General features: G+C 73.6%; 22 protein-coding genes. 11 read left to right on the forward strand and 11 right to left on the reverse strand.

Going from position 1 to position 21,344, the window contains the following annotated elements; translation table 11 throughout:
* Positions 1–16 precede the first annotated feature (16 nt).
* Positions 17–886: a molybdenum cofactor guanylyltransferase gene (gene mobA / locus AB7F12_RS02570; RefSeq protein WP_428498081.1), complete on the reverse strand. Its 870-nt coding sequence runs from the start codon at positions 884–886 to the stop codon at positions 17–19.
* A 224-nt stretch (positions 887–1,110) separates the two neighbouring features.
* On the opposite strand from mobA, the gene fdhD reads away from it, so the two are divergent.
* Positions 1,111–1,938, forward strand: a complete 828-nt coding sequence (gene fdhD, locus AB7F12_RS02575) for a formate dehydrogenase accessory sulfurtransferase FdhD (protein WP_428498082.1) — start codon at positions 1,111–1,113, stop codon at positions 1,936–1,938.
* A complete protein-coding gene (locus tag AB7F12_RS02580) occupies positions 1,935–2,297 on the forward strand; it encodes a VOC family protein (protein ID WP_428498083.1) in 363 nt (120 codons plus the stop codon). The genes fdhD and AB7F12_RS02580 overlap by 4 nt, the downstream gene beginning before the upstream one ends.
* A gap of 16 nt (positions 2,298–2,313) precedes the next feature.
* Here the strand turns inward: AB7F12_RS02580 and AB7F12_RS02585 are convergent, their stop codons facing one another.
* The 5 genes from AB7F12_RS02585 to dop all read right to left on the reverse strand — a co-directional run bounded on the left by AB7F12_RS02585 (position 2,314) and on the right by dop (position 6,548).
* Entirely contained in the window at positions 2,314–2,676 is a 363-nt protein-coding gene (locus tag AB7F12_RS02585; RefSeq protein ID WP_428498084.1) for a VOC family protein, read from the reverse strand.
* Positions 2,677–2,727: 51 nt separating this feature from the next.
* A complete protein-coding gene (prcA, locus tag AB7F12_RS02590) occupies positions 2,728–3,531 on the reverse strand; it encodes a proteasome subunit alpha (RefSeq protein ID WP_428498085.1) in 804 nt (267 codons plus the stop codon).
* A gap of 51 nt (positions 3,532–3,582) precedes the next feature.
* Positions 3,583–4,446 carry a proteasome subunit beta gene (gene prcB, locus AB7F12_RS02595; protein ID WP_428498086.1) on the reverse strand — a complete coding sequence of 288 codons (864 nt, stop codon included), beginning with the start codon at positions 4,444–4,446 and terminating at the stop codon, positions 3,583–3,585.
* 205 nt (positions 4,447–4,651) lie between these two features.
* Positions 4,652–4,849 carry a ubiquitin-like protein Pup gene (locus AB7F12_RS02600; protein WP_428498087.1) on the reverse strand — a complete coding sequence of 66 codons (198 nt, stop codon included), beginning with the start codon at positions 4,847–4,849 and terminating at the stop codon, positions 4,652–4,654.
* A gap of 199 nt (positions 4,850–5,048) precedes the next feature.
* Positions 5,049–6,548, reverse strand: coding sequence for a depupylase/deamidase Dop (dop, locus tag AB7F12_RS02605; protein ID WP_428498115.1), 1,500 nt, complete (start codon positions 6,546–6,548; stop codon positions 5,049–5,051).
* A gap of 123 nt (positions 6,549–6,671) precedes the next feature.
* Between dop and AB7F12_RS02610 the strand changes: the two genes are divergently transcribed.
* The gene (locus AB7F12_RS02610) at positions 6,672–7,211 is read left to right on the forward strand and encodes an NUDIX domain-containing protein (protein WP_428498088.1); all 540 of its coding nucleotides are present in this window, start codon (positions 6,672–6,674) and stop codon (positions 7,209–7,211) included.
* Positions 7,212–7,223: 12 nt separating this feature from the next.
* On the opposite strand, the gene lpdA is transcribed toward AB7F12_RS02610, so the two are convergent.
* Positions 7,224–8,633, reverse strand: coding sequence for a dihydrolipoyl dehydrogenase (gene lpdA, locus AB7F12_RS02615; RefSeq protein WP_428498089.1), 1,410 nt, complete (start codon positions 8,631–8,633; stop codon positions 7,224–7,226).
* Positions 8,634–8,695: 62 nt separating this feature from the next.
* Positions 8,696–9,205, reverse strand: a complete 510-nt coding sequence (locus AB7F12_RS02620) for a MarR family winged helix-turn-helix transcriptional regulator (protein ID WP_428498090.1) — start codon at positions 9,203–9,205, stop codon at positions 8,696–8,698.
* Between the two features lie 90 nt (positions 9,206–9,295).
* Between AB7F12_RS02620 and AB7F12_RS02625 the strand changes: the two genes are divergently transcribed.
* The 3 genes from AB7F12_RS02625 to AB7F12_RS02635 all read left to right on the forward strand — a co-directional run bounded on the left by AB7F12_RS02625 (position 9,296) and on the right by AB7F12_RS02635 (position 11,563).
* Positions 9,296–9,856 carry a YceI family protein gene (locus AB7F12_RS02625; RefSeq protein ID WP_428498091.1) on the forward strand — a complete coding sequence of 187 codons (561 nt, stop codon included), beginning with the start codon at positions 9,296–9,298 and terminating at the stop codon, positions 9,854–9,856.
* Positions 9,857–9,926: 70 nt separating this feature from the next.
* Complete coding sequence (locus AB7F12_RS02630) at positions 9,927–10,634, forward strand: DUF6597 domain-containing transcriptional factor (RefSeq protein ID WP_428516283.1); 708 nt, start codon at positions 9,927–9,929, stop codon at positions 10,632–10,634.
* Between the two features lie 587 nt (positions 10,635–11,221).
* Positions 11,222–11,563, forward strand: coding sequence for a MerR family transcriptional regulator (locus AB7F12_RS02635; RefSeq protein ID WP_428498093.1), 342 nt, complete (start codon positions 11,222–11,224; stop codon positions 11,561–11,563).
* An 81-nt stretch (positions 11,564–11,644) separates the two neighbouring features.
* On the opposite strand, the gene AB7F12_RS02640 is transcribed toward AB7F12_RS02635, so the two are convergent.
* Positions 11,645–12,046 carry a VOC family protein gene (locus AB7F12_RS02640; RefSeq protein WP_428498094.1) on the reverse strand — a complete coding sequence of 134 codons (402 nt, stop codon included), beginning with the start codon at positions 12,044–12,046 and terminating at the stop codon, positions 11,645–11,647.
* A gap of 70 nt (positions 12,047–12,116) precedes the next feature.
* Here AB7F12_RS02640 and AB7F12_RS02645 point away from each other — a divergent pair, with 70 nt between their 5' ends.
* From AB7F12_RS02645 to AB7F12_RS02655, 3 genes are all read left to right on the forward strand, one after another.
* Entirely contained in the window at positions 12,117–14,921 is a 2,805-nt protein-coding gene (locus AB7F12_RS02645) for an AAA family ATPase (RefSeq protein WP_428498095.1), read from the forward strand.
* Positions 14,922–15,021: 100 nt separating this feature from the next.
* Complete coding sequence (locus AB7F12_RS02650) at positions 15,022–15,513, forward strand: hypothetical protein (RefSeq protein WP_428498096.1); 492 nt, start codon at positions 15,022–15,024, stop codon at positions 15,511–15,513.
* Between the two features lie 128 nt (positions 15,514–15,641).
* The gene (locus tag AB7F12_RS02655; protein WP_428498097.1) at positions 15,642–16,127 is read left to right on the forward strand and encodes a YceI family protein; all 486 of its coding nucleotides are present in this window, start codon (positions 15,642–15,644) and stop codon (positions 16,125–16,127) included.
* A gap of 58 nt (positions 16,128–16,185) precedes the next feature.
* On the opposite strand, the gene arc is transcribed toward AB7F12_RS02655, so the two are convergent.
* Positions 16,186–18,000 (reverse strand): proteasome ATPase, encoded by a 1,815-nt coding sequence (arc, locus tag AB7F12_RS02660; RefSeq protein ID WP_428498098.1) that lies wholly within the window; start codon positions 17,998–18,000, stop codon positions 16,186–16,188.
* Between the two features lie 163 nt (positions 18,001–18,163).
* Positions 18,164–19,135 carry a tRNA (adenine-N1)-methyltransferase gene (locus AB7F12_RS02665; RefSeq protein WP_428498099.1) on the reverse strand — a complete coding sequence of 324 codons (972 nt, stop codon included), beginning with the start codon at positions 19,133–19,135 and terminating at the stop codon, positions 18,164–18,166.
* A gap of 478 nt (positions 19,136–19,613) precedes the next feature.
* Here AB7F12_RS02665 and AB7F12_RS02670 point away from each other — a divergent pair, with 478 nt between their 5' ends.
* The gene (locus AB7F12_RS02670; protein ID WP_428498116.1) at positions 19,614–20,525 is read left to right on the forward strand and encodes a RecB family exonuclease; all 912 of its coding nucleotides are present in this window, start codon (positions 19,614–19,616) and stop codon (positions 20,523–20,525) included.
* Between the two features lie 7 nt (positions 20,526–20,532).
* The gene (locus tag AB7F12_RS02675) at positions 20,533–21,333 is read left to right on the forward strand and encodes a thioesterase family protein (protein WP_428498100.1); all 801 of its coding nucleotides are present in this window, start codon (positions 20,533–20,535) and stop codon (positions 21,331–21,333) included.
* Positions 21,334–21,344: the final 11 nt, after the last annotated feature.

The raw sequence follows: 21,344 nt of genomic DNA on the forward strand, positions 1-21,344 counted from the left end.
TGCGCCGCGGGCTCCGTCAGGCCCGGCGTGAGGCCGCGTGCCCCGCGACCACCCCGGCCGGGCCCGGCGTGACCCGCACCGCGAGGACGTCGCCGGGCACGAGCGGCGTGGCGGGATCGGTGACACCGACGGCTCCGGCCAGCACGATCCGGGCCGCCGAGCCGTGCCGGGCCGCCAGCAGCGTCGTCGCGTCGCCGAGGGTGCGGGCGGCGACCGGCGGCCCTTCGGCCACCACGACCCGCGGCGCGGGCCGGGCCCGCACGGCCGCCAGCTCGTCGGGGGTGTTGATGTTGCGCAGCGAGTCGAGCTCGGCATCGGCCCGGGCCAGCGCGGTGTCCGCCAGGAGCACCGCCTCGTCGGGGCGGGTCACCCGGCACCGGCTGAACAGGTCCGGTGGGCGGCGGACCCCGTCGTCGACGAGGCTGGTGACCAGCGGTGCGAGCGCGACCCGGTAGGCGGCGGCGAGCGGCTGCGGATGGCCGTGGGCCTGCGGGACGACGACGTCGGTGTGCTCGTCCAGCAGCGCGAGCACCCGGCGCACGTAGGCGGGGTGCAGCAGCGGCAGGTCGGTGGCGGTGACGAACGCCGCCCCGGCCCGGCCGGTGACGGCGTCGAGGCCGGTCGCGATGCCCTGCAACGGGCCCCGCCCTTCGACGGGGTCGTCGACCACCTCGGTCCCCGCCGGCAGCGGCGGCAGGCCCTGTCCGGGGGCGCGCACGACCACCACCGGCCCGTCGACGGCCCGCCCGACCAGCCCGACCATCCGGGCCAGCAGCGGCGTCCCGAACCAGTCCAGGTCGGCCTTCGACGTGCCCATCCGCGACGACCGTCCCCCGGCCAGCACGATCCCCGCCGCCCGCGCGGTCCCCGACAGCCCGCTCCTCATGGGCGGCGATGCTACGACGGGCCGCCGCGACGTGCCTCGGCGCGGTCCTCCCGCGATGTCGCGACCCGCGTGCATCTCGCGATCGGGGCCGGGCCGGGACCCGCGCGGCCGGGCGGGCGCGCCCGGGGCCGCCGTGACCGGTCTCCGGAGTAGGAACCGCGGCCCGCGGCTCCTACTCTGGAGGGCGGCGCGACCGACCGCGGCTGCGCCGGACGGGAGTGGACATGGGCCGGGTCACGGTGCGACGACCGGTGCTGCGGCTCGGGCCCGACGGGCAGGAACGCCGCCGCCCCGACACGCTCGCCGCCGAGGAGCCGCTGGAGATCCGCGTCGACGGCAAGCCCCTGTCGGTCACCATGCGCACCCCCGGCCACGACGTCGAGCTCGCGCACGGCTTCCTGCTCACCGAGGGCGTCATCGGCTCCCCCGGCGACCTGCTCTCCGCCCGCTACTGCGACTCCCTCGACGACGAGGGCAACAACACCTACAACGTCCTCGACGTCACCCTCGCCCCCGGCGTCGAGCCGCCCGACACGTCGCTGGAGCGCAACTTCTACACCACGTCCTCGTGCGGCGTGTGCGGCAAGGCCTCGCTCGACGCGGTGAAGCTCAAGTCCCGCTTCTCCCCCGCCGCCGACCAGGTCCGGGTGCACTACCGCACGATCGTCGAGCTGCCCGACGCCCTGCGGGAGGCGCAGAAGGTCTTCTCCTCCACCGGCGGGCTGCACGGGGCCGCGCTGTTCACCGCCGCCGGCGAGCTGATCGTCGCCCGCGAGGACGTCGGCCGGCACAACGCCGTCGACAAGGTGCTCGGTCGCCGCCTGCTCGACGGTGCGGTCCCCGCCGTGGGCACCGTGCTGATGGTGTCGGGCCGGGCGTCGTTCGAGCTGGTGCAGAAGGCCGTCATGGCCGGGGTGCCGATGATGACGGCGGTGTCGGCGCCGTCGTCGCTGGCGGTGGAGCTCGCCGCCGAGGCGGGGATGACGCTGGTCGGGTTCCTGCGCGGGGAGACGATGAACGTGTACGCCCACGAGGAGCGGATCGACCGGTGAGGGTGACCGCGCTCGACCACGTCGTGCTCGTCTCCGCCGACCCGGAGCGGCTCATCGCCTGGTACCGCGAGGTGCTCGGCCTCGAGGTGCTGCGCCTGCAGGAGTGGCGCCGCGGGGAGGTGCCGTTCGCGTCGCTGCGGGTCAGCACCGACACGATCGTCGACGTCCAGCGCGGGGTGCGCGACGGGCAGAACATGGGGCACCTGGCCCTCGTCGTCGACGGCGTCGACCTGGCGGCGCTGGCCGCCGAGCACGGGGTGGCCCCGCCGCGGTCGCTGTTCGGTGCCCGCGGCCAGGGCGAGGGCATCTACCTGCGCGACCCGGACGGCAACGGCGTGGAGCTGCGCCGCTACCCCTGACCCCGGGGCCCGGGCCTCACGCGTACGGGGTCGTCAGGACCTCGAGGTTGTGGCCGCTCGGCGAGTCGAAGTACATGCCGCGGCCGCCGTTGTGGGTGTTGTGCCCGGCGGTGCGGTGGCCCGGGTCGGCCCAGGTGTCGCGGCCCGCGAGCCGGGCGGCGACCTCGTCGAACTCGGACTCGCTGATCAGGAACGCGTAGTGCTGCGGGGTCGGCGAGGCGTCGGTCATGAAGTCGAGGCTCACCCCGTTGGCGACCTCGACCACGGTGAAGGGCCCGAACCGGGTCGGGACCGGGAGGCCCAGGATCTCGGCGACGAAGCTCGCCTCGGCGTCCGCGTCGGTGGAGTTGACGATCGTGTGGTTCAGCTCGACGGCCATGCCCACACGGTGCGCCCTCGACCCGGGTTCAGGTCAAGGGCGCACGGCGCATCAGCTCTCCGGCGTGGGGTCGGCGCCGGCGGCGGCCGGGGCGTCGTCGCCCCCGACCTCGGGCTCGGCGTCGTCGGCGCCGCGGTTGGCGGCGGGCAGCAGCTCCCGCAGCGCGGCGCCGGTGATGCGGCGGAACGAGCGTCGCGGCCGCCCGCGTTCGAGGACCGCGACCTCCAGGGCGCTGACCCCGAGGATCCGCTCCTCGGCGTTCGCGCCGTTGCCGGGTCCGGGGGCACCCCCGGCCTGCAGGCCGCCGACGGCGACACCGATCGCGTCGGCCAGCTCCTGTCCCGGCTCGAAGGTCTCGCCGAGCTTCGCGCTGATCGGCTCGGTCTGCCCGCCCATCACGACGAACTTCGGCTCGTCGGTGATGGAGCCGTCGTAGGTGATGCGGTAGAGCTGGTCGGCCGCTGCGGTCGCACCGACCTCGGCGACACACACCTCGACCTCGAACGGCTTCTGCTGGTCGATGAAGATCGAGCCGAGGGTCTGGGCGTAGACGTTGGCCAGCCAGCGGCCGGTGACGTCGCGCCGGTCGTAGGAGTAGCCGCGGACGTCGGCGGCGCGGATGCCACCGGTGCGCAGGTTCTCGAACTCGTTGTAGCGGCCGACGGCGGCGAAGCCGATGCGGTCGTAGATCTCCGAGACCTTGTGCAGCGCGGTCGAGTGGTTCTCAGCGACGAACAGCACGCCGCCGGCGTAGGTCAGCACGACGACGCTGCGCCCGCGGGCGATCCCCTTGCGCGCCAGCTCCGAGCGGTCGCGCAGCAGCTGGTCGACGGAGGAGTAGAACGGCATCGTCACGGGGAGCGCTCCTGGGTCGTGAGTACGTGCGGGGTGGTCGGGGACGACACGTCAGCCTCCCGGCTTCTCCGTGCGCCCGGCGATCACCTGGTCGACGATGCCGGAGATCTCCTCCTCCGGGCGGCGGTGGGCGCCCTCGGCGGTGATGCTCACGACGATCGGGTAGATGCGCCGCACCGTGTCCGGGCCACCGGTGGCGGTGTCGTCGTCGGCGGCGTCGTAGAGCGCCTCGATCGCGGTCCGGATCGTGCGCGGCAGGTCGTGCGCGGGGTCGTGCAGCTTCTTCATCGACGACTTCGCGAACACCGAGCCGGAGCCGACCGAGTGGTAGCCGAGCCACTCGTCGTAGCGGCCGCCGGTGGGGTCGTAGGTGACGATGCGGCCGGCCTTCGAGGCGTCGGCGGCGTCGGTGTCGTAGCCGACGAACAGGGGGACGACGACGAAGCCCTGCATGGCGGCGCCGAGGTTCTGCCGGACCATCCCGGCGAGCTTGTTGGCCTTGCCGTCGAGGGAGAGCGGGACGCCCTCGATCTTCTCGTAGTGCTCCAGGTCGACGGTGAACAGCCGGACCATCTCCAGCGCGATGCCCGCGGAGCCCGCGATGCCGACGGCGGAGTAGGAGTCGGTGACGAAGACCTTCTCGATGTCGCGCTGGGCGATGACGTTGCCCGAGGTGGCGCGCCGGTCGCCGGCGATGACGACGCCGTCGGCGCAGACGAGCGCGACGATCGTGGTGCCGTGCGGCACGTCGAGGCCCGCGCCCGCGTGCGCGGCGGCGTGGGCCCCGGTGGGACGGCCGGGCAGCAGGTGGGGGGCGGTGGCGGCGACGTAGTCGGTGAACGACGCGGTCGCCGGAGCGGTGAACGGGTCGAGCAGGCCGGGGTGTCGTGCGTCGAGCGGCGACCGGTGGTCCATGGTCGGGTGCGTACCTCTCCTTCGTGCGGCCGGAAACCCTCGACGGGTCACCGGTCCCTGATCGTGACGCTTCGGTCCCCACGTTCGTGACGCGGTGTCGGCGTCACACCGCCCGGCGGACCGGTCTCGTGGACCGGACCCACCGGGCGGCACGGTACTGCGGACGACCGGGCCGGCGCACGCCGGCCACGGTCGCGGCGGACGGCTACTGGCCGCCCTTCTGGACGTAGGCGCGGACGAACTCCTCCGCGTTCTCTTCGAGGACGTCGTCGATCTCGTCGAGGATCGTGTCCACGTCCTCGCCGAGCTTCTCGCGACGCTCCTGACCCGCGGCCTCGGCGCCGGAGCCGTCCTCGTCGTCCCCGCCGCCACCGCCCTGACGTTTGGTCTGCTCCTGCGACATCGCCGTCTCCTCCTCGCTCACCCCGAGTTCGGGGCTGGGTCCCGGCCGACACCCCGTACAGGAGCGCCGGGCCGAGGTCCGGTCCCGTCAGGATACCGACCGCGGAGCCGACACGCCCGTGATCGACGTCGGTGTCGTCGGCGCGTCCGGCCAGCGCCCGTTCCCCCGGACGGGGTGATCCACGGCGACGTTGCCCAGGTCAGCCCCGGGTGAGGGCCTCCACGAGCTCCTCGGCGGTACGCGAACCGTCGATCAACTCGCCGACGTGCCGGCGGGTCCCGCGCAGCGGCTCGAGGGTCGGGATCCGCACCAGCGACTCGCGGCCGAGGTCGAAGATGACCGAGTCCCACGACGCCGCGGCCACCTCGGCGGGGTAGCGCTCCAGGCAGCGGCCGCGGAAGTAGGCGCGGGTGTCGTCGGGCGGGGACTGCACCGCGGCGGCGACGTCGTCCTCGCTGACGAGGCGCTTGATCGAGCCGCGGGCCGCGAGCCGGTTGTAGAGGCCCTTGCCCATCCGCACGTCGGAGTACTGCAGGTCGACAAGCGCGAGGCGGCCGGCGTTCCAGTTCAGGCCGTCGCGCTCGCGGTACCCTTCGAGCAGTCGCAGCTTCGCCGTCCAGTCGAGCCGGTCGGCGGTGCTCATCGGGTCGCGGGCCAGGTCGTCGAGGACCTCGCCCCACAGCTGCAGGACCTCGGCGGTCGCCGCGTCGACGTCGCCACCCTGGGTGTTCTCGACGTGCGCGCGGGCCTTGTCGAAATAGATCCGCTGCAGGTCGACGCCCGTCATCTTCCGGCCGTCGAGCAGCTCCACGGTCGTGGTCAGGCCGGGGTCGTGGCTGATGCGGTGCACGGACTTCACCGGCTCGGCCAGCCGCAGGTCGTCGAACCGGATGCCGTGCTCGATCATGTCGAGGACCAGCGCGGTCGTGCCGACCTTGAGCAGCGTCGAGTACTCGCTCATGTTGGCGTCGCCGATGATGACGTGCAGCCGGCGGTACTTGTCGGCGTCGGCGTGCGGCTCGTCGCGGGTGTTGATGATGCCGCGCTTGAGCGTGGTCTCCAGGCCGACCTCGACCTCGATGTAGTCGGCGCGCTGGGAGAGCTGGTAGCCGGCCTCGTCGCTCGACGGGCCGATCCCGACCCGCCCGGACCCGGTCACGACCTGGCGCGACACGAAGAACGGGGTGAGGCCGGACACGATCGACGGGAACGTCGTCTGCCGCGACATCAGGTAGTTCTCGTGGGTGCCGTAGCTGGCGCCCTTGCCGTCGATGTTGTTCTTGTACAGCTGGATCCGTGGCGCGCCCGGCACAGTGGCGGCGCGCATCGCCGCCTCCTCCATGATCCGCTCCCCCGCCTTGTCCCAGGCCACGACGTCACGTGGCGTGGTGACCTCCGGGGTGGAGAACTCGGGGTGGGCGTGGTCGACGTAGAGCCGGGCGCCGTTGGTGAGGATGACGTTGGCGGCGCCCAGGTCGTCGAGCTCGGAGTCGTTCTGCGGGCTCAGCGTGGGCGCCGACAGGTCGAAACCGCGGGCGTCGCGTAGCGGGGACTCCACCTCGTAGTCCCAGCGGGCCCGCCGCGAGCGCGGGATCTCCTGCGCCGCGGCGTAGGCGAGGACGATCTGGGTGGAGGTGATGACCGGGTTGGCGGTCGGGTCGCCCGGGACGGAGATCCCGTACTCGACCTCGGTGCCCATGATGCGGCGGGCGGTCACGAACCGGCCCCGGCGGCGACGTCGACATGCATTGGCCGAGCCTATCCCGCGGTGTCGTCGGCGGGGCGGCGTGAGACGGACCCGGCGGGTGCGAGACTCGGCCACGTGTCCGATCCCGCCGCCGAGCCGATCGCCCTCTACGACGCCGCCGGCCACCAGATCGGCACCCTGGCGCGCGGCGAGGTGTACGCGCGGTCGCTGTGGCACGGCAGCGCCGGCGTCCTGCTGCGCAGCGTGGACGGCACCCGCGTCCACGTGCACCGGCGGGCCGACACGAAGCTGGTCATGCCCGGTGTGCACGACTGTGTGGCCGGCGGGGTCGTCGACCCGGGTGAGACGCCCGCGCAGACCGCGGCCCGCGAGCTGGCCGAGGAGCTGGGGGTCCGGGGTGTGGAGCTGACCCCGGTGCTGTCGAGGGCGTGGGAGTCCGGGCCCGGCCCGGGGCTGGGCGGGCCGCAGGGCCTGCGCTGCCACCTGTTCGCGTTCGAGGCCCGCTGGGACGGGCCGGTGGTCACGCAGGCCTCCGAGGTGGCCGAGAGCTGGTGGATGCCCGTCGACGAGCTGCGGGCGCGGCTGGCCGATCCCGCGTGGCCGTTCGCGCCCGACAGCCGGATACTCGCCGAGTGGTGGCTGGCGCGGCTCTGACCGCGCCGTGACTCAGAAGTTGATCATATGGCCGGCGAGGCCGTGGATCGCCTCCTGCAGCGCCTCCGAGAGCGTCGGGTGCGCGTGCACGTTGCGCGCCAGCTCGTGCGAGGTCAGGTCCCACTTCTGGGCCAGCGTCAGCTCGGGCAGCAGCTCGGTCACCTCGGGGCCGATCAGGTGCCCGCCCAGCAGCTCGCCGTAGGTCTCGTCGGCGATCAGCTTGACGAAGCCCGACGCGTCGCCCAGGCCCTGGGCCTTCCCGTTGGCGGTGAACGGGAACTTGGCGACGACGATCTTCCAGCCCTTCTCGTCGGCGAGCTCGCGGGCCTGCGCCTCGGTGTAGCCGAAGCTCGCGACCTGCGGCTGGCAGAACGTGGCGCGCGGCATCATCACGTACTCGAGCTCGACGGTCTCGGCACCCGCGATCGTCTCGGCGGCGACGACACCCTGCGCCTCGGCGACGTGGGCCAGCATCAGCTTGGCCGTGACGTCGCCGATCGCGTAGACGTTCGCCACGTTGGTGCGCATGTGGTCGTCGATCGCGATGGCGCCGCGCTCGGTGAGCTCCACGCCGATCTTCTCCAGGCCGTAGCCCTCGGTGCGGGGCTTGAACCCGATGGCCTGCACGACCTTGTCGGCGGTGAGCTCGCGCTCGCCCTCGGCGTCGGAGATCCGGACGGTGACCCGGTCGCCGCCGGCGTCGATCGACTCGACCTTCGTCGAGGTGAGGACCGTGACGCCGAGCTTGCGGTAGTGCTTGGCCAGCTCCTTGGACACCTCGGCATCCTCGAGCGGGAGCAGCCGGTCGAGGTACTCGACGATCGTCACGTCGACGCCGTAGTTGGCCATGACGTAGGCGAACTCGACCCCGATCGCGCCGGCCCCGGCGATGATCACGCTGCGCGGCAGGTCGCGCGTGACGATGTGCTCCTCGTAGGTGACGACCCGTTCCGACAGCGACGTGCCGGGCAGCAGCCGGGTCTCGGTGCCGACGGCGATGATCACGTCGTCGAAGGTGACGGTCTGCGTGCCGCCTCCGTTGAGCGCCACCTCGACGGTGTGCGCGTCGACGAACGTGCCGCGGCCGTCGATCTCGGTGATCTTGTTCTTCTTCATCAGGAAGTGGACGCCCTTGACGCGGCCGTCGGCGACGACGCGGGAGCGGTCGAAGGCGGCGCCGTAGTCGAACGAGGCCTCGCCGGAGATGCCGAACGTCTTCTTCTCGTGGTTGAAGATGTGGGCCAGCTCGGCGTTGCGCAGCAACGCCTTCGAGGGGATGCAGCCCACGTTGAGGCAGACCCCTCCCCAGTACTTGTCCTCGACGACCGCGACGCTGCGCCCGAGCTGCGCGGCGCGGATCGCGGCCACGTAGCCGCCGGGGCCGGCTCCGAGGACGAGGACGTCGACGTGCGTGTCTGCCATGTCTCCAGCCTAGGACTGTGTCGGGTCGGGGGTGGTCGTGCGGTGACGAGCGCCGCGTGCGCTCAGGTGTGGTCCGCGGTGGCGGGTTCGGGGGCGCCGACGCCGAGCGGGTGCGCCCCGTCGGCCAGGGCGGCGACGATGGTCTCCGCGACGTCGCGCAGGGCCGCCTGCTGGTCGCGGGTGAGCGGGTCGAACACGGCGGTGCGGACCGTCTCGACGTGCCCGGGCGCGGCGGCCTCGAGAGCGGCCATGCCCTCGTCGGTGAGCCGGGCGAAGGAGCCACGGCGGTCGGTGAGGCAGGCGCTGCGCTCGACCCAGCCGGTCTCCTCCAGGCGGGCCACGGCGTGCGAGAGCCGGCTGCGCGAGGACAGGGCGGTGTCGGCCAGCGCGCTCATCCGCAGCGTGCGGTCGGGCGCCTCGGAGAGCCGGACGAGCAGCTCGTAGTAGGTCTGCGGGATGCCGGACTCCTGCGACATCTGTCGCTCGACGCGGTCGAGGACGAGCCGGGTCGCGGCGAGGAATGCCCGCCATGTCCGTTGTTCCTCGTCGTCGAGCCACCGTGTGTGCTCCACGTCACCCTCCTCATGGTTGAACTGTCAAGTGCGTCGGGTCTAGCGTGACTCTCAACAGATGAGCGCTCAACAAATTATACGGAGGACGACATGACTGCCGCCACCACGCAAATCCCCGGCTACATCGCGGGTGTCTGGGACATCGACACGTCGCACTCGGACATCTCCTTCAGTGTCCGCCACATGATGGTCAGCAAGGTCAAGGGACGCTTCGGGACATTCAGCGGTGTCATCACAACAGGTGAGACCGTCGAGACCTCCGCCGTCGAGGTCACCATCGACGCCGACTCCATCGACACCAACAACGAGCAGCGCGACGCCCACATCCGCTCCGCCGACTTCTTCCAGACCGAGGCCCACCCCCGGTGGACCTTCCGCTCCACCGCCGTCCGCGCCGGCGGCGACGGCCTCATCGTCGACGGTGACCTCACCATCAAGGGCGTCACCAGGCCCGTCGCCCTCGACGTCGAGATCGGTGGCTTCGGCCCCGACCCCTTCGGCGGCACCCGCGTCGGCTTCAGCGCGAACATCACCATCAACCGCAACGACTTCGGCGTCGACATCGCGATGCCCCTCGACGGCGGCGGCGTCGTGGTCGGCGAGAAGGTCCAGGTCACCCTCGAGGTCGAAGCCGTCCTCCGGACCGCCTGACCCCCGGCACGACCCCGTCCTCCCTGCAGCGCTCCGGCGGTGCCGGGCTGCACCCGGCTACGGTCACCCCGTGACCGGATACCGCGAGCTCCCGGCACCGCCGTCGCTGCGTTCGGAGGTCGAGTGCGGCTGGCGCGCCGGCGTGCCAGCCGACGCCACACCGGTCGACGGCAACGTCCTGCCCGACGGCTGCATGGACCTCATGTGGATCGACGGCCATGTCGTCGTCGCCGGCCCGGACACCACCGCCCACCCCGTCCACCGCTCCCCCGGCAGCCTCACCCACGGCCTGCGGCTGCATCCCGGCGCCGCCCCCGCACTGCTGGGCGTCCCCGCCACCGAGCTGCGCAACCTGCGGGTCCCCCTCACCGAGCTCGCGCCCACCGCGGCCCGGCGTACCGCCGCCGCGGTCGACGACGGCCGTGACCCCCTCGCCGCCCTCGCCGACCTGGCCCGCCGCCTGCGCGCCGAGCACGGCGCCCCCGACCCGGCGGTGCGCGCCGCCGCCCGCCACATCGCCGCCGGTCGCAGCGTCGCCGACACCGCCGACACGATGGGCTGGACCCTCCGCACCCTGTACCGGCGCGCCGCCGCCGCGTTCGGCTACGGACCCGCCACCCTGCGCCGGGTACTGCGCTTCCGGGTCGCCGTCGCCCTGCTCGCCGCCGGCCGCGCCCCCGCCGACGTCGCCGCCCACGCCGGCTACGCCGACCAGCCCCACCTCAGCCGCGAGGTCCGCGACCTGGCCGGCGTCACCGTCGGCACGCTGCGCCCCTAGCCGGGGCGCCGTTGCGGGCAGGTCGACGCCGTCACGCGTGCGGGCGCCCCCTGTCGGCGCCGCCGCTGCCCGGCCACTCCGCCGCAGGAGGATGTCCAGTGAGGCGGTGCAAGAAAATCTCATGCCGCGGAGGTAGACATCCTTCGACTGGCGTGTGTAGTGTCGCGTTCGTCGAGAGACGAGGTCCAGAGGCGCGGGAGATGACGTAACTACCCGCGAAGCAACACCAGCAAGTCAGCAACACCAGCAAGTCAGCAACACCAGCAAGTCAGCAACACCAGCAAGTCAGCAACACCAGCAAGTCAGCAACACCAGCAAGTCAGCAACACCAGCAAGTCAGCAACACTGAGGAGAAGGAGAGCACTCGCTGTCAGACCCGCCGCACGCATCGCGCGGCGACGGGTACCCCGGCCTGTATGGAACGGAAGGTGGATATCGGATTTCACGCGGACCAGTACCCGCACGAACGGTTTCCGAGTTCTGCGGGTCGAGGAGCCGGCATTCCGATGCCGGTCGATGGTGATGAGTAGCTGAATCCCTGGGGCCCCGGTGCGACTGCACCGGGGCCCCTCGTCCGTGGAGGCGCGATGGCCCCAAACCCTGGAAGCGCGACCGACCGGCTCGACGACGAGCACTACCCCGCATACACGATGGGTCGTGCCGCGGAAATGCTCGGAGCCACCGCAGGTTTCCTGCGCAGTCTCGACGAAGTGAAGCTGCTCGTGCCGCAGCGCTCGGCCGGGGGGCACCGCCGCTACTCCCGCTATCAGCTGAGACTGGCCGCGCGAGTACGCACGTTGGTCGACGAAGGGCTGGGCCTGGACGCGGCCTGCCGCATCGTCATCCTCGAGGACCAGCTGGAGGAGGCCCGGCGCATCAACGCCGAGCTGAACGGGCGCGACCGGGCGGCCGAGCCGACGACGCCGTGAACCGGCGCGGTGCGGACCGTCGCCCCGCCCGCCGACCACCCCTTCGCCCGGACTCCCCGCTCGGCCGGGCGCGCGGCGCCGCTAGGCGGGCAGCGGGGCGAACAGGTCGACGCCGTTGCCGTCCGGGTCCAGCACGGTCGCATACCGCTGTCCCCAGAACGCGTCGAAGGGCTCCAGCTCGCCGTGGTGGCCCGCCGTCGTCAGCTCGGCATAGGCGGCGTCGACCGCGGCGGGATCGTCCAGCAGGAACGCCAGCCCGATCCGGCCCCCCGGCGGGGGCGGGGTGAACCCGGGGACGAACGAGCCGATCGTCGCCTCGGTGTCGAACGCCAACCGCAACCCACCGGGCAGGACCGCCTCGACGTGCGGTTCCGCGTCGGCGTCGGCCGGGACCTCGACGCCCAGCATCCGGTAGAAGGCCAGCGCCGCGGTCATGTCCGCGGTGATGATGCCGATGACGTGCAGCCGTGCGGAGATGCTCATGGCCGCAGACGGTAGGAGGCGCCCCGCCGGATCGTCGTGAACGGATCGGACACCTGCCATGCTTCCCGGCATGCCGCACGTGGACACCCTCGTGGGCCGCACCGCCGAGATGACCGCGCTCGCCGCGGCCCTCGACGCGGTCCGCGGCGGCGTCGGGGCGACCGTGCTGCTCGCGGGTGAGCCCGGGATCGGGAAGACGACCCTCGCCGCGGCCGTCGCCGGACTCGCCCGTGCGGCGGACGTGCCCGTGCTCACCGGCCGCGCCGACCCCGGGGTCGGCACCCCACCGCTGTGGCCGTGGTGGCAGGCCCTGCACGGGCGCCCCGAACACGACGTCCTCGCGGCCCTCCCCACCGCCGACGGCGACCCCGCCGCCCTGCTCGGACACCGGCTGCGGGCCTTCGAGGCCGTCGCCCGTGGCCTGGCCGACCGGCCCGGCGGGGTGCTCGTCGTGCTGGAGGACCTGCACTGGGCCGACGAGGCCACGCTGGCGCTGCTGGCCCATCTCACCGGGCGGCCCGGCGTGCTGGCCGTCGCCACCTACCGCAGTACCGAACGGACGCCGGTCCTGCGCAGCGGGCTCGTCGCGCTCGACCGGGCAGGGGCCCGGCGGCTCGACCTCGCCGCGTGGACCGGGACGGAGGTGGCCGCCGTCGCCGCCGACGTCCACCCCGGATGGCACCCCGTGCTGCTGCGCACCTCCGGTGGGGTGCCGCTGCACGTCCGCGAGCTCACCGCGAGCCTGCGCGCGGCCGGGATCGCCGCCGACCCGCCGGCCGGCCCCGGCTGGCCCCTCGGCGTGCCGGCGAGCCTCGCCGACATCACCGCCGACCGGCTCGCCCGGCTCTCCCCCGCCGCTCGTGACGCCGTCGGAGCGGCCGCGATCGCCGGCGGCGACGCCGGGTGCGCCGAGCTCGCCGCCCTCTGCGGTCACGACACCGACACCGCCCTCGCCGCGCTCGACGAGGCCGTCGCCGCCGGGCTCCTCGTCGCCGCCGGGCCCGCCCCCGACCGGCACACCTTCCCCCACGCCCTGCTGCGCGACGCCGTGCACGAGGGGCTGCCCGCCGCGCGCAGGCTCGCCGGGCACCGCGCCGCCGCGGCCGCCGTCGCGGCCGGGGCGATGGGCGGCGACGTCGTCACCCACCTGCTGGCCTGCGTGACCGACGCCGCCGGCCGCGCCGCAGCCGTGGGCGCCTGCCTCGACGCGGCCGCCGCGGCGCGCGCCACGCCCGACCGGGCCGTCGCCGTGCTCGACGCCGCGCTCGCCCTGCCCGGCGTGCCCGTCGCCGACCGGTGCGCCCTGCAGCTCGCCGCCGCCGAGGCGGAGTTCGCCGCCGGGCTCGCCGAGGCGGCGCTGGCCCGTTGCACGGCCGTGGCCGACCTCGCCGAGGGACCCGACCTGGGCGGCGCGGAGCGTGCCGACGCCCTCGCCCGCGCGAGCCTGGTCGTCCGGGGTCTCGGCGGGGCCGTCAACGCCACGGTCCTCGACCTGGCCCGCCGCGCCCTGCCCCAACTCGCGGCCCACGCCCCCGACGACGACGCCACCCGCGCCCGCGTCCTGGCCCAGCACACCCTCGCCGCCGCCGAGGTCATCGGCTTCGACGAGCTCGGCGACGACCCCGCGGAGGCGTTCCGGCTCGCCGAACGATCCGGTGACCCCCTCGCGCTCTTCGACACCCTGCGGGCCCGGCAGCACGCCGCGAGCGGCCCCGACGGCGTCGCCGAACGCCTCGACATCGCCCGTCGCATGGCCGAGCTGCCCCGCCCGCCCGACGCACCCCTGTGGGGCACCCTGTGGCGGATCGACGCCGCGTTCCAGCTGGGGCGCGTCGCCGTCGCCGAGACCGAGCTCGCGCGGCTCGCCGTCGTCGCCGACCGGCTCGGCTGGCCGCTGGCGCACTGGCACCGCCACCGCGTCGCCGCGGCCATCGCACTGCTGCAGGGCCGGCTCGGGGAGTGCGAGCGCCAGGCCGACACCGCACTCGACTGGGCCCGGCGCACCGAGGACGCCAGCGCGATCGCCATCGACGGCGCGCTGCGCGCCGAGCTGCGCCGCCTGCAGGGCCGCTCGGCGGAGATGGTGCCCGTCTTCGCCGCCTCCCACGCCGCCGAGAGCCTGCCGATCTTCTGGTCGGCGGTGGGGGTGGCGCAACTCGCCGTGGGCGACGAACCCGCCGCCCGTTCCCGACTGGCCCAGATCGCGGCCGTCCTGCCCGACCTGTCCCGCGACGGCCGCTGGCTCCCGACGGTCTGCGACGCGGCGGAGCTCGCGGCCGGCCTCGGCGACGCCGACGTCGGGCTGTGGTGCCACGACGCCCTCACCCCGTACGCCGGCTACTTCGTCGCGGGGGGCTCCGGATCGGTGCGGTGCGACGGCTCGGTGTCACGAGCCCTCGGACACGCCGCCGACGCCGCCGGGCTCACCGACGCCGCCCGCCGCCACTTCGCCGACGCCCTCGCCGCCGAGGACCGCGCCGGCGCGCTGCCCTACCGCACCCTGTCCGAGCTGCGCCTCGCCGAGCTGCTGCTGACCGACCGGTCCGCCGGCCCCGACCTCGACACCGCCGCCGCCCACGCCACCCGGGCCGCCGCCACCGCGCGGCGGATCGGCATGCCCGACGCGCTGCGCCGGGCCGACGCCGCGCTCGCCGCGATCACCCGCGCCCGCAGCGAACGCATCGGCCTCACCCCGCGGGAACGCGAGATCGCCGCGATGCTCGCCGAGGGCCGCACCAACCGCGACATCGCGACCCAGCTCGTCCTGTCCGAGCGGACCGTCGAGACCCATGTCGCCAACGTGCTCGGCAAGCTCGGGCTCGCCCGGCGGGCGCAGGTGGCGGGCTGGGTCGCCGAACACGGGCCAGCTCGGTAGCCGGATACGTACCAGCACGGATCCCGTCGCTACCCGCGAGGGCGACCGTAGGTGCACGACAGCGGGGCCGACGCCCCGACCGGCACCAGGAGGTCCGCCCGTGTACGCCACGATCCTGCCCACCGACGCGACGCCCGCCGCACCGGCCGACGAGGAGTTCGCCCTACGCCAGATCGCGGGACCCCGCGACGTCGTCCTACGCCTCTACCCCGGTGACGCCGCGGGCACCGACCACTGGGCCGTCGAGACCGACGAGGCGCTCGGCCCGCCCGGCACGAAGCCCGCCGTCGCATGCGTCGTGACGTTCACCGGGCCGATGTCACCTGCCGTCCGGGAGGCCGCGGACCGCGCCGACCGTGACCGCATCGGGCCGCTGATGGCCGCCCGCGCCACCACCACCGGGCGGGTGCTGCGGCTGTGGCAGCCCGACCGGTGTCGCAAGACCGTCGTCGTCATGGCGGTCGACCAGCCCACGCTGCAGGACGGTTTCCGGGCCATCGCGGAGGCGGAGCTGCTGCCCGGGGAGGACCCCGCGCTGCTGCCCGGCCCCGACCACGTCGAGATCTTCGAGGTCACGGCGGTGACGTCGTGACCACCCGGCACGCTACGGCGCCGACCGCGGCGCGCCATGTGGCGGCGCCGGCTGCAGCGCGCGGTGGGGCCGTGCCGCTCGCGGCGGGGGGTGGGGCCGTGCCGCTCGCGGCGCGGGGTGGGTCCGGGGTGCGAGGGGTCGCCCCGGGCCACTACCGCGTCGCGCCGACCCGCAGCACCGTCGCGTTCCGCGTCACCTCGCTCGGCCTCCTCGTCGTCGACGGCACGTTCGCCGTCACCGAGGGCGACGTCGAGGTCGCCGAGGGCCGCGCCCGGGTCCGGGTCGACCTCGACGCCGCATCGTTCACCACGGCACGACGCCGCCGTGACGTCGACGTCCGCGGCCCACGGTTCCTCGACGCCGTCCGGTTCCCCGTCCTGAGCTGGTCGGGCGAGCTCGCCGACGGCACCGCGACGGCCGACGGACAGCTGCGCGTGCGCGGCACCGACACCCCCGTCGTCGCCGACGTCGTCACCGTCGACGCGGGCCGGTCCGTGGTCCTGGTCACCGCCCGGCTCACCGTCGACCGGGTCGCCGCCGGCATCCGCCGCGGCCCCGGCCTCATCGGCCGCGACGTCGAGGTCGACGTGTCACTGACCCTGTTGCGGACCTGACCCGCACACGCGGGAGGCCCGCCGGAACACGTCCGGCGGGCCCCGATGCGCACCGCTTCTACAGGTACTGGCCGGTGTTCGACGCCGTGTCGATCGCCCGGCTCGTCTCCGTGTTCTTCCCCGTGACCAGCGTGCGGATGTAGACGATCCGCTCGCCCTTCTTGCCCGAGATCCGGGCCCAGTCGTCGGGGTTGGTGGTGTTGGGCAGGTCCTCGTTCTCCGCGAACTCGTCGACGATGGCGTCGAGCAGGTGCTGGACCCGCAGGCCCGGCTGGCCCGTCTCCAGCACCGACTTGATCGCCGACTTCTTCGACCGGTCGACGATGTTCTGGATCATCGCGCCCGAGTTGAAGTCCTTGAAGTACAAGGTCTCCTTGTCACCGTTGGCGTAGGTGACCTCCAGGAAGCGGTTCTCCTCCGACTCGTCGTACATCCGCTCCACGACGCGCTGGATCATCGCGTCCACCGTCGCCTTGCGGCTGCCGGCGAACTCCGCCACGTCGTCGACGTGGATCGGCAGCGTCTCGGTCAGGTACTTGGAGAAGATGTCCTTGGCCGCCTCGGCGTCGGGACGCTCGACCTTGATCTTCACGTCGAGCCGGCCCGGGCGCAGGATCGCCGGGTCGATCATGTCCTCACGGTTGGAGGCACCGATGACGATGACGTTCTCCAGGCCCTCCACACCGTCGATCTCCGCCAGCAGCTGCGGCACGATCGTCGTCTCGACGTCGGAGGACACACCCGAACCACGCGTCCGGAAGATCGAGTCCATCTCGTCGAAGAACACGATCACCGGCGTGCCCTCGGACGCCTTCTCCCGGGCCCGCTGGAAGATGAGCCGGATGTGCCGCTCGGTCTCGCCGACGAACTTGTTGAGCAGCTCCGGGCCCTTGATGTTCAGGAAGAACGACCGGGCCTCGTTCGGGTCGTCACCGCGCGCCGCCGCGATCTTCTTGGCCAGCGAGTTGGCGACCGCCTTCGCGATCAGCGTCTTCCCACAGCCCGGAGGGCCGTAGAGCAGCACACCCTTGGGCGGGCGCAGCTCGTACTCCCGGAACAGCTCCGAGTGCAGGAACGGCAGCTCCACGGCGTCGCGGATCATCTCGATCTGCCGGAACAGGCCGCCGATGTCCTCGTAGGAGACGTCGGGCACCTCCTCCAGCACCAGGTCCTCGACCTCCGCCTTGGGCACCCGCTCGTAGGCGTACCCGGCCTTGGTGTCGACCAGCAGCGAGTCGCCCGGCTTCAACGGCACGAAGTCGGGGTCGTCGGACTCGAGGGTGAGCGGCGCCGCCAGCCAGACGACCCGCTCCTCGTCGGTGTTGCCCGAGACCAGCGCACGGCCGGCCAGCCCGTCCCCGGTGGGACCGGACAGCACCTCCCGCAGCGCGCACACCTCGCCGATCCGCTCGAAGTCGCCCGCCTCGACGACCGTGAGCGCCTCGTTGAGCCGCACCGTCTGCCCCGCGCGCAGCTCGGAGGTGTCCACCGCCGGGGACACCGCGACCCGCATGCGACGGCCCGAGGTGAAGACGTCGACCGTCTCGTCGGGGAACCGGGTGAGGAACACGCCGTAGCCGCTCGGCGGCTGCGCCAGCCGTTCCACCTCCTCGCGGAGCGCGACCAGCTGGGTGCGCGCCTCGCGCAGCGTTTCCTGCAGCTTCTCGTTGCGCACGCTGAGCTGGGAGAGCCGGCTGGCCGACTCCGCCAACCGCTGCTCGAGCACGCGTGCCTGCCGGGGAGACTCGGTGAGCTTCCGGCGAAGAAGCGCAACCTCTTCTTCCAGGAAGCGGATCTGCGCGGCAGCCTCTGCGGGGGTCAGGCCCCCCGGATCACCCGCACCGTGCCTGCCGGGACCGTCGTAGGGGTTCACGGCATCCTCCCTCCGTGTTCCGTTTCCATACGGTACCCGGTGCGATGGGAGATGCGTGTTGCGTCGAATCGGTGATCCGTCACTCAGCCGGACGGCAGCTTGACGTCACGCCGTTGTCCTGACCCAGTAATCGGGTCGACGGCGGGCGTTGCGCCGTCCGTCGTCAACGACTGGTCGGTCTGCGCTGCGGACGCGGCGGGGCCACCCCGTCGGCGAGCCGCCGCGCGGTCACCAGGAACGCTGTGTGACCGATCATCCGGTGCTCCGGGCGCACCGCCAGGCCGACCACGTGCCACGGCCTGACCAGCGACTCCCACGACTGCGGCTCGGTCCAGCACTGCATCTCGCGCAGCGCCTCGGTGAGCCGCGACAGCTGCGTGGTCGTCGCAACGTAACCGACCAGGACCCCGCCCGGGACGAGCGCCGCACGGACGGTCTCCAGCACCTCCCACGGCGCCAGCATGTCCAGGACGACCCGGTCGAACTGCTCCGCACCCGGGTCGTGGTCCTTCACATCACCCAGGCGAAGTGTCCAGTTCGTGGGACGCGAACCGAAGAAAGTCTCGACGTTCTTCTCGGCGTGTTGCAGATGGTCGTCGCGGACCTCGTAGGACACGACGCTGCCCTGCGGCCCCACCGCCTGCAGCAGCGAGCACGTGAGCGCACCCGATCCGGCGCCGGCCTCCAGCACCCGGGCCCCGGGGAAGACGTCGCCCCACATCAGGATCTGGGCCGCGTCCTTGGGGTAGATGACGGCGGCGCCGCGGGGCATCGACAGCACGTAGTCGGCGAGCAGCGGGCGCAGCGCCAGGTACGGGGTGCCCACCGGTGACACGACGAGGCTGCCCTCGGGCTTGCCGATGAGGTCGTCGTGGGCGAGCCCGCCCCGGTGGGTGTGGTACTGCCCGCCCTCCTCGAGAAGGAGCGTGTACTTGCGGCCCTTCGGGTCGGTGAGCTGCACCCGGTCGCCCGCGCGGAAGGGCCCGCCGCGCGTGCGGCCGCCGGGGGGCGGCTCGTGGGACGCGGGGTCGACGGCGTCGCCGGGTGTCGGGTCGCCGGGTGAGGGGTCACCGAGTGAAGGACCGGCGACGGGTGGGTCGGCGACGGGTGAATCGGTCAGGGCGGGGTCGGGCACGGGGCGCAACGGTATCCGGTGCCCGTTCTGCGACCCGCCCCGGCCGAACGCCGGGCCCCTCGGCCGCTGCGCGCCGCAGCCGACCGTCACCGCTCACCCGCTACGCCCGGACCGTGGCGCGCAACCCCACTGTCGTCGACGGCGCTGCGCGCGACGGTCAGGTTGCGGCCGGATGATCGCGCGCAACCCCACTGTCGTCGACGGCGCTGCGGGCGACCGTGAGGTTGCGGGCGGGTGGATCGCGCGCAACCCCACTGCTGCCGGCAGGCCCCGACGCAGCAGGGAGGTTGCGCGCGGCCTCACCGCGGGCCCGGCGCAACAGCGGCCGGAGGCCGCGCACCGGGTTCGGCGCCGGGCGGCGTCGGTGTCCGGGAGTGTCGGGACGACCGCATACGGTGGTCCCGTGACCGAGCCGGGAGTGCGCACCGTCGACGTGGCCGTGCCGCGTCCGGTCGCGATCCCGGCTCCTGCCCTGCCGGTGGATCCTCTGCAGGAGGGCGGCGACGGCGCCCGGGTTCGGCGGCGGCCGGCGCTGTCACCATCGCGGGCGGGCGACTTCCGCACCTGTCCCCTGCTCTACCGGTACCGGGCGGTCGACAGGATCCCCGAGCGGCCGGGGCACGCCCAGCTGCGCGGCACGCTCGTGCACGCGGTCCTGGAGGGGCTCTACGCGCTGCCCCCGCTCGACCGCACCCCCGCGGCGGCGGCAGCCCTGGTCGGCCCGGCATGGGTGGATCTCGTCATCGCGTGGCCCGGGATCGCCGACGCGCTGTTCGGTCCGCGGCCGACGGACGAGGAGCCGGCCGAGGGTGGGTCGCAGCGGTACGGCTTCGCCGACTGGCTCGCCTCGACGTACGAGCTGGTGGAGGCCTACTTCGCGCTGGAGGACCCGCGTGCGGTCACGGCCGACTCGGTGGAGCTGCTCGTCGAGTCGGACCTGGGCGGGGGGTTGGTGCTGCGCGGGGTCGTCGACCGGGTCGACGTACTGCCCGACGGCGGGTTGCGGGTCGTCGACTACAAGACCGGCCGGGCGCCGCACGAGTTCGGTGAGGCGTCGGCGATGTTCCAGCTGAAGTTCTACGCGCTGGCGCTGCTGCACGAGCGCGGTGTGGTGCCGGGTGAGCTGCGGCTGCTGTACCTGAGCTCGGGCGAGTGGTTGAGCTATGCCCCCGATCGGGGGGAGCTGGAGCGGTTCACGCGCATCCTGGCGGCGCTGTGGGAGGCGATCCGGGAGGCGGGGCGGACGGGCGAGTTCCTTGCCCGCCGGGGGTCGGCGTGCCGGTTCTGCGCGCACAAGGCGATCTGCCCGGAGTGGGGTGGGACGCCGCCGCCGTACCCGGGCTGGCCGGAGGCCGACCCGGGCACGGAGCGTGCCGCCGACGGCGCATGATCAGGGGGTGAGCGAACCGGAGCCGTTCTACCTCCCCCTCGACCCGGACAAGGGCTTGTACCACGCCACGTACTCGACGACCGGCCCGTGGTTCGCCGATGCGCAGCACGCGGGGCCGCCCTCGGCACTGCTGGTGCGGGCGTTGGAGCAGTGGCCCCAGCCCGACCCGGCCGTCGCGTTGGCGTTGGCCAGGGTGACGCTCGAGGTCCTGGGCCCGATCCCGGCGGGTGAGGTCGAGGTGCGGGCCCGGGTGCTGCGCCCGGGGCGGCGGATCGAGCTGTTGCAGGCCGAGATGCTGGCCGGTGGCCGGGCGGTGCTGCAGGCGCGGGGGTGGCGGTTCGCGCCGGCCGACACGGGCGCGGTCGTGGTGGGAGCGGCGCCGCCGATCGCGGGACCGGAGGACGCGGTGCTGCAGGAGGCCCGTCCGCAGGGCTGGCTGCCCGGGTTCATGGACATGATCGAGTGGCGCTGGCTGGCGGGGGCGCTGGGTGAGCCGGGCCCGGGCCGGGCGTGGGTGCGCCAGCGGGTGCCGTTGGTGGCGGGTGAGGATCCGTCGCCGCTGCAGCGGCTGGTGGTGGCGGCCGACTCGGCGAACGGCATCGCGGCGCCGCTGGACCTGCGGCAGTGGTTGTTCGTCAATACCGAGCTGAGCCTGCACCTGCACCGGGCGCCCGTCGGGGACTGGACGGGCGTCGACGCGGCGACGGTGATCGGGCCGACGGGCGCGGGGACGGTGTCGGCGGTGCTGTACGACGCGGCCGGGCACACCGGCCGCGCCACGCAGGCCCTGACGGTCGGACCCCGGTGAGCGGGGCCGGG

This window comes from Pseudonocardia sp., from assembly GCF_050250275.1.
In the GTDB taxonomy this organism is placed as follows: Bacteria; Actinomycetota; Actinomycetes; order Mycobacteriales; family Pseudonocardiaceae; genus Pseudonocardia.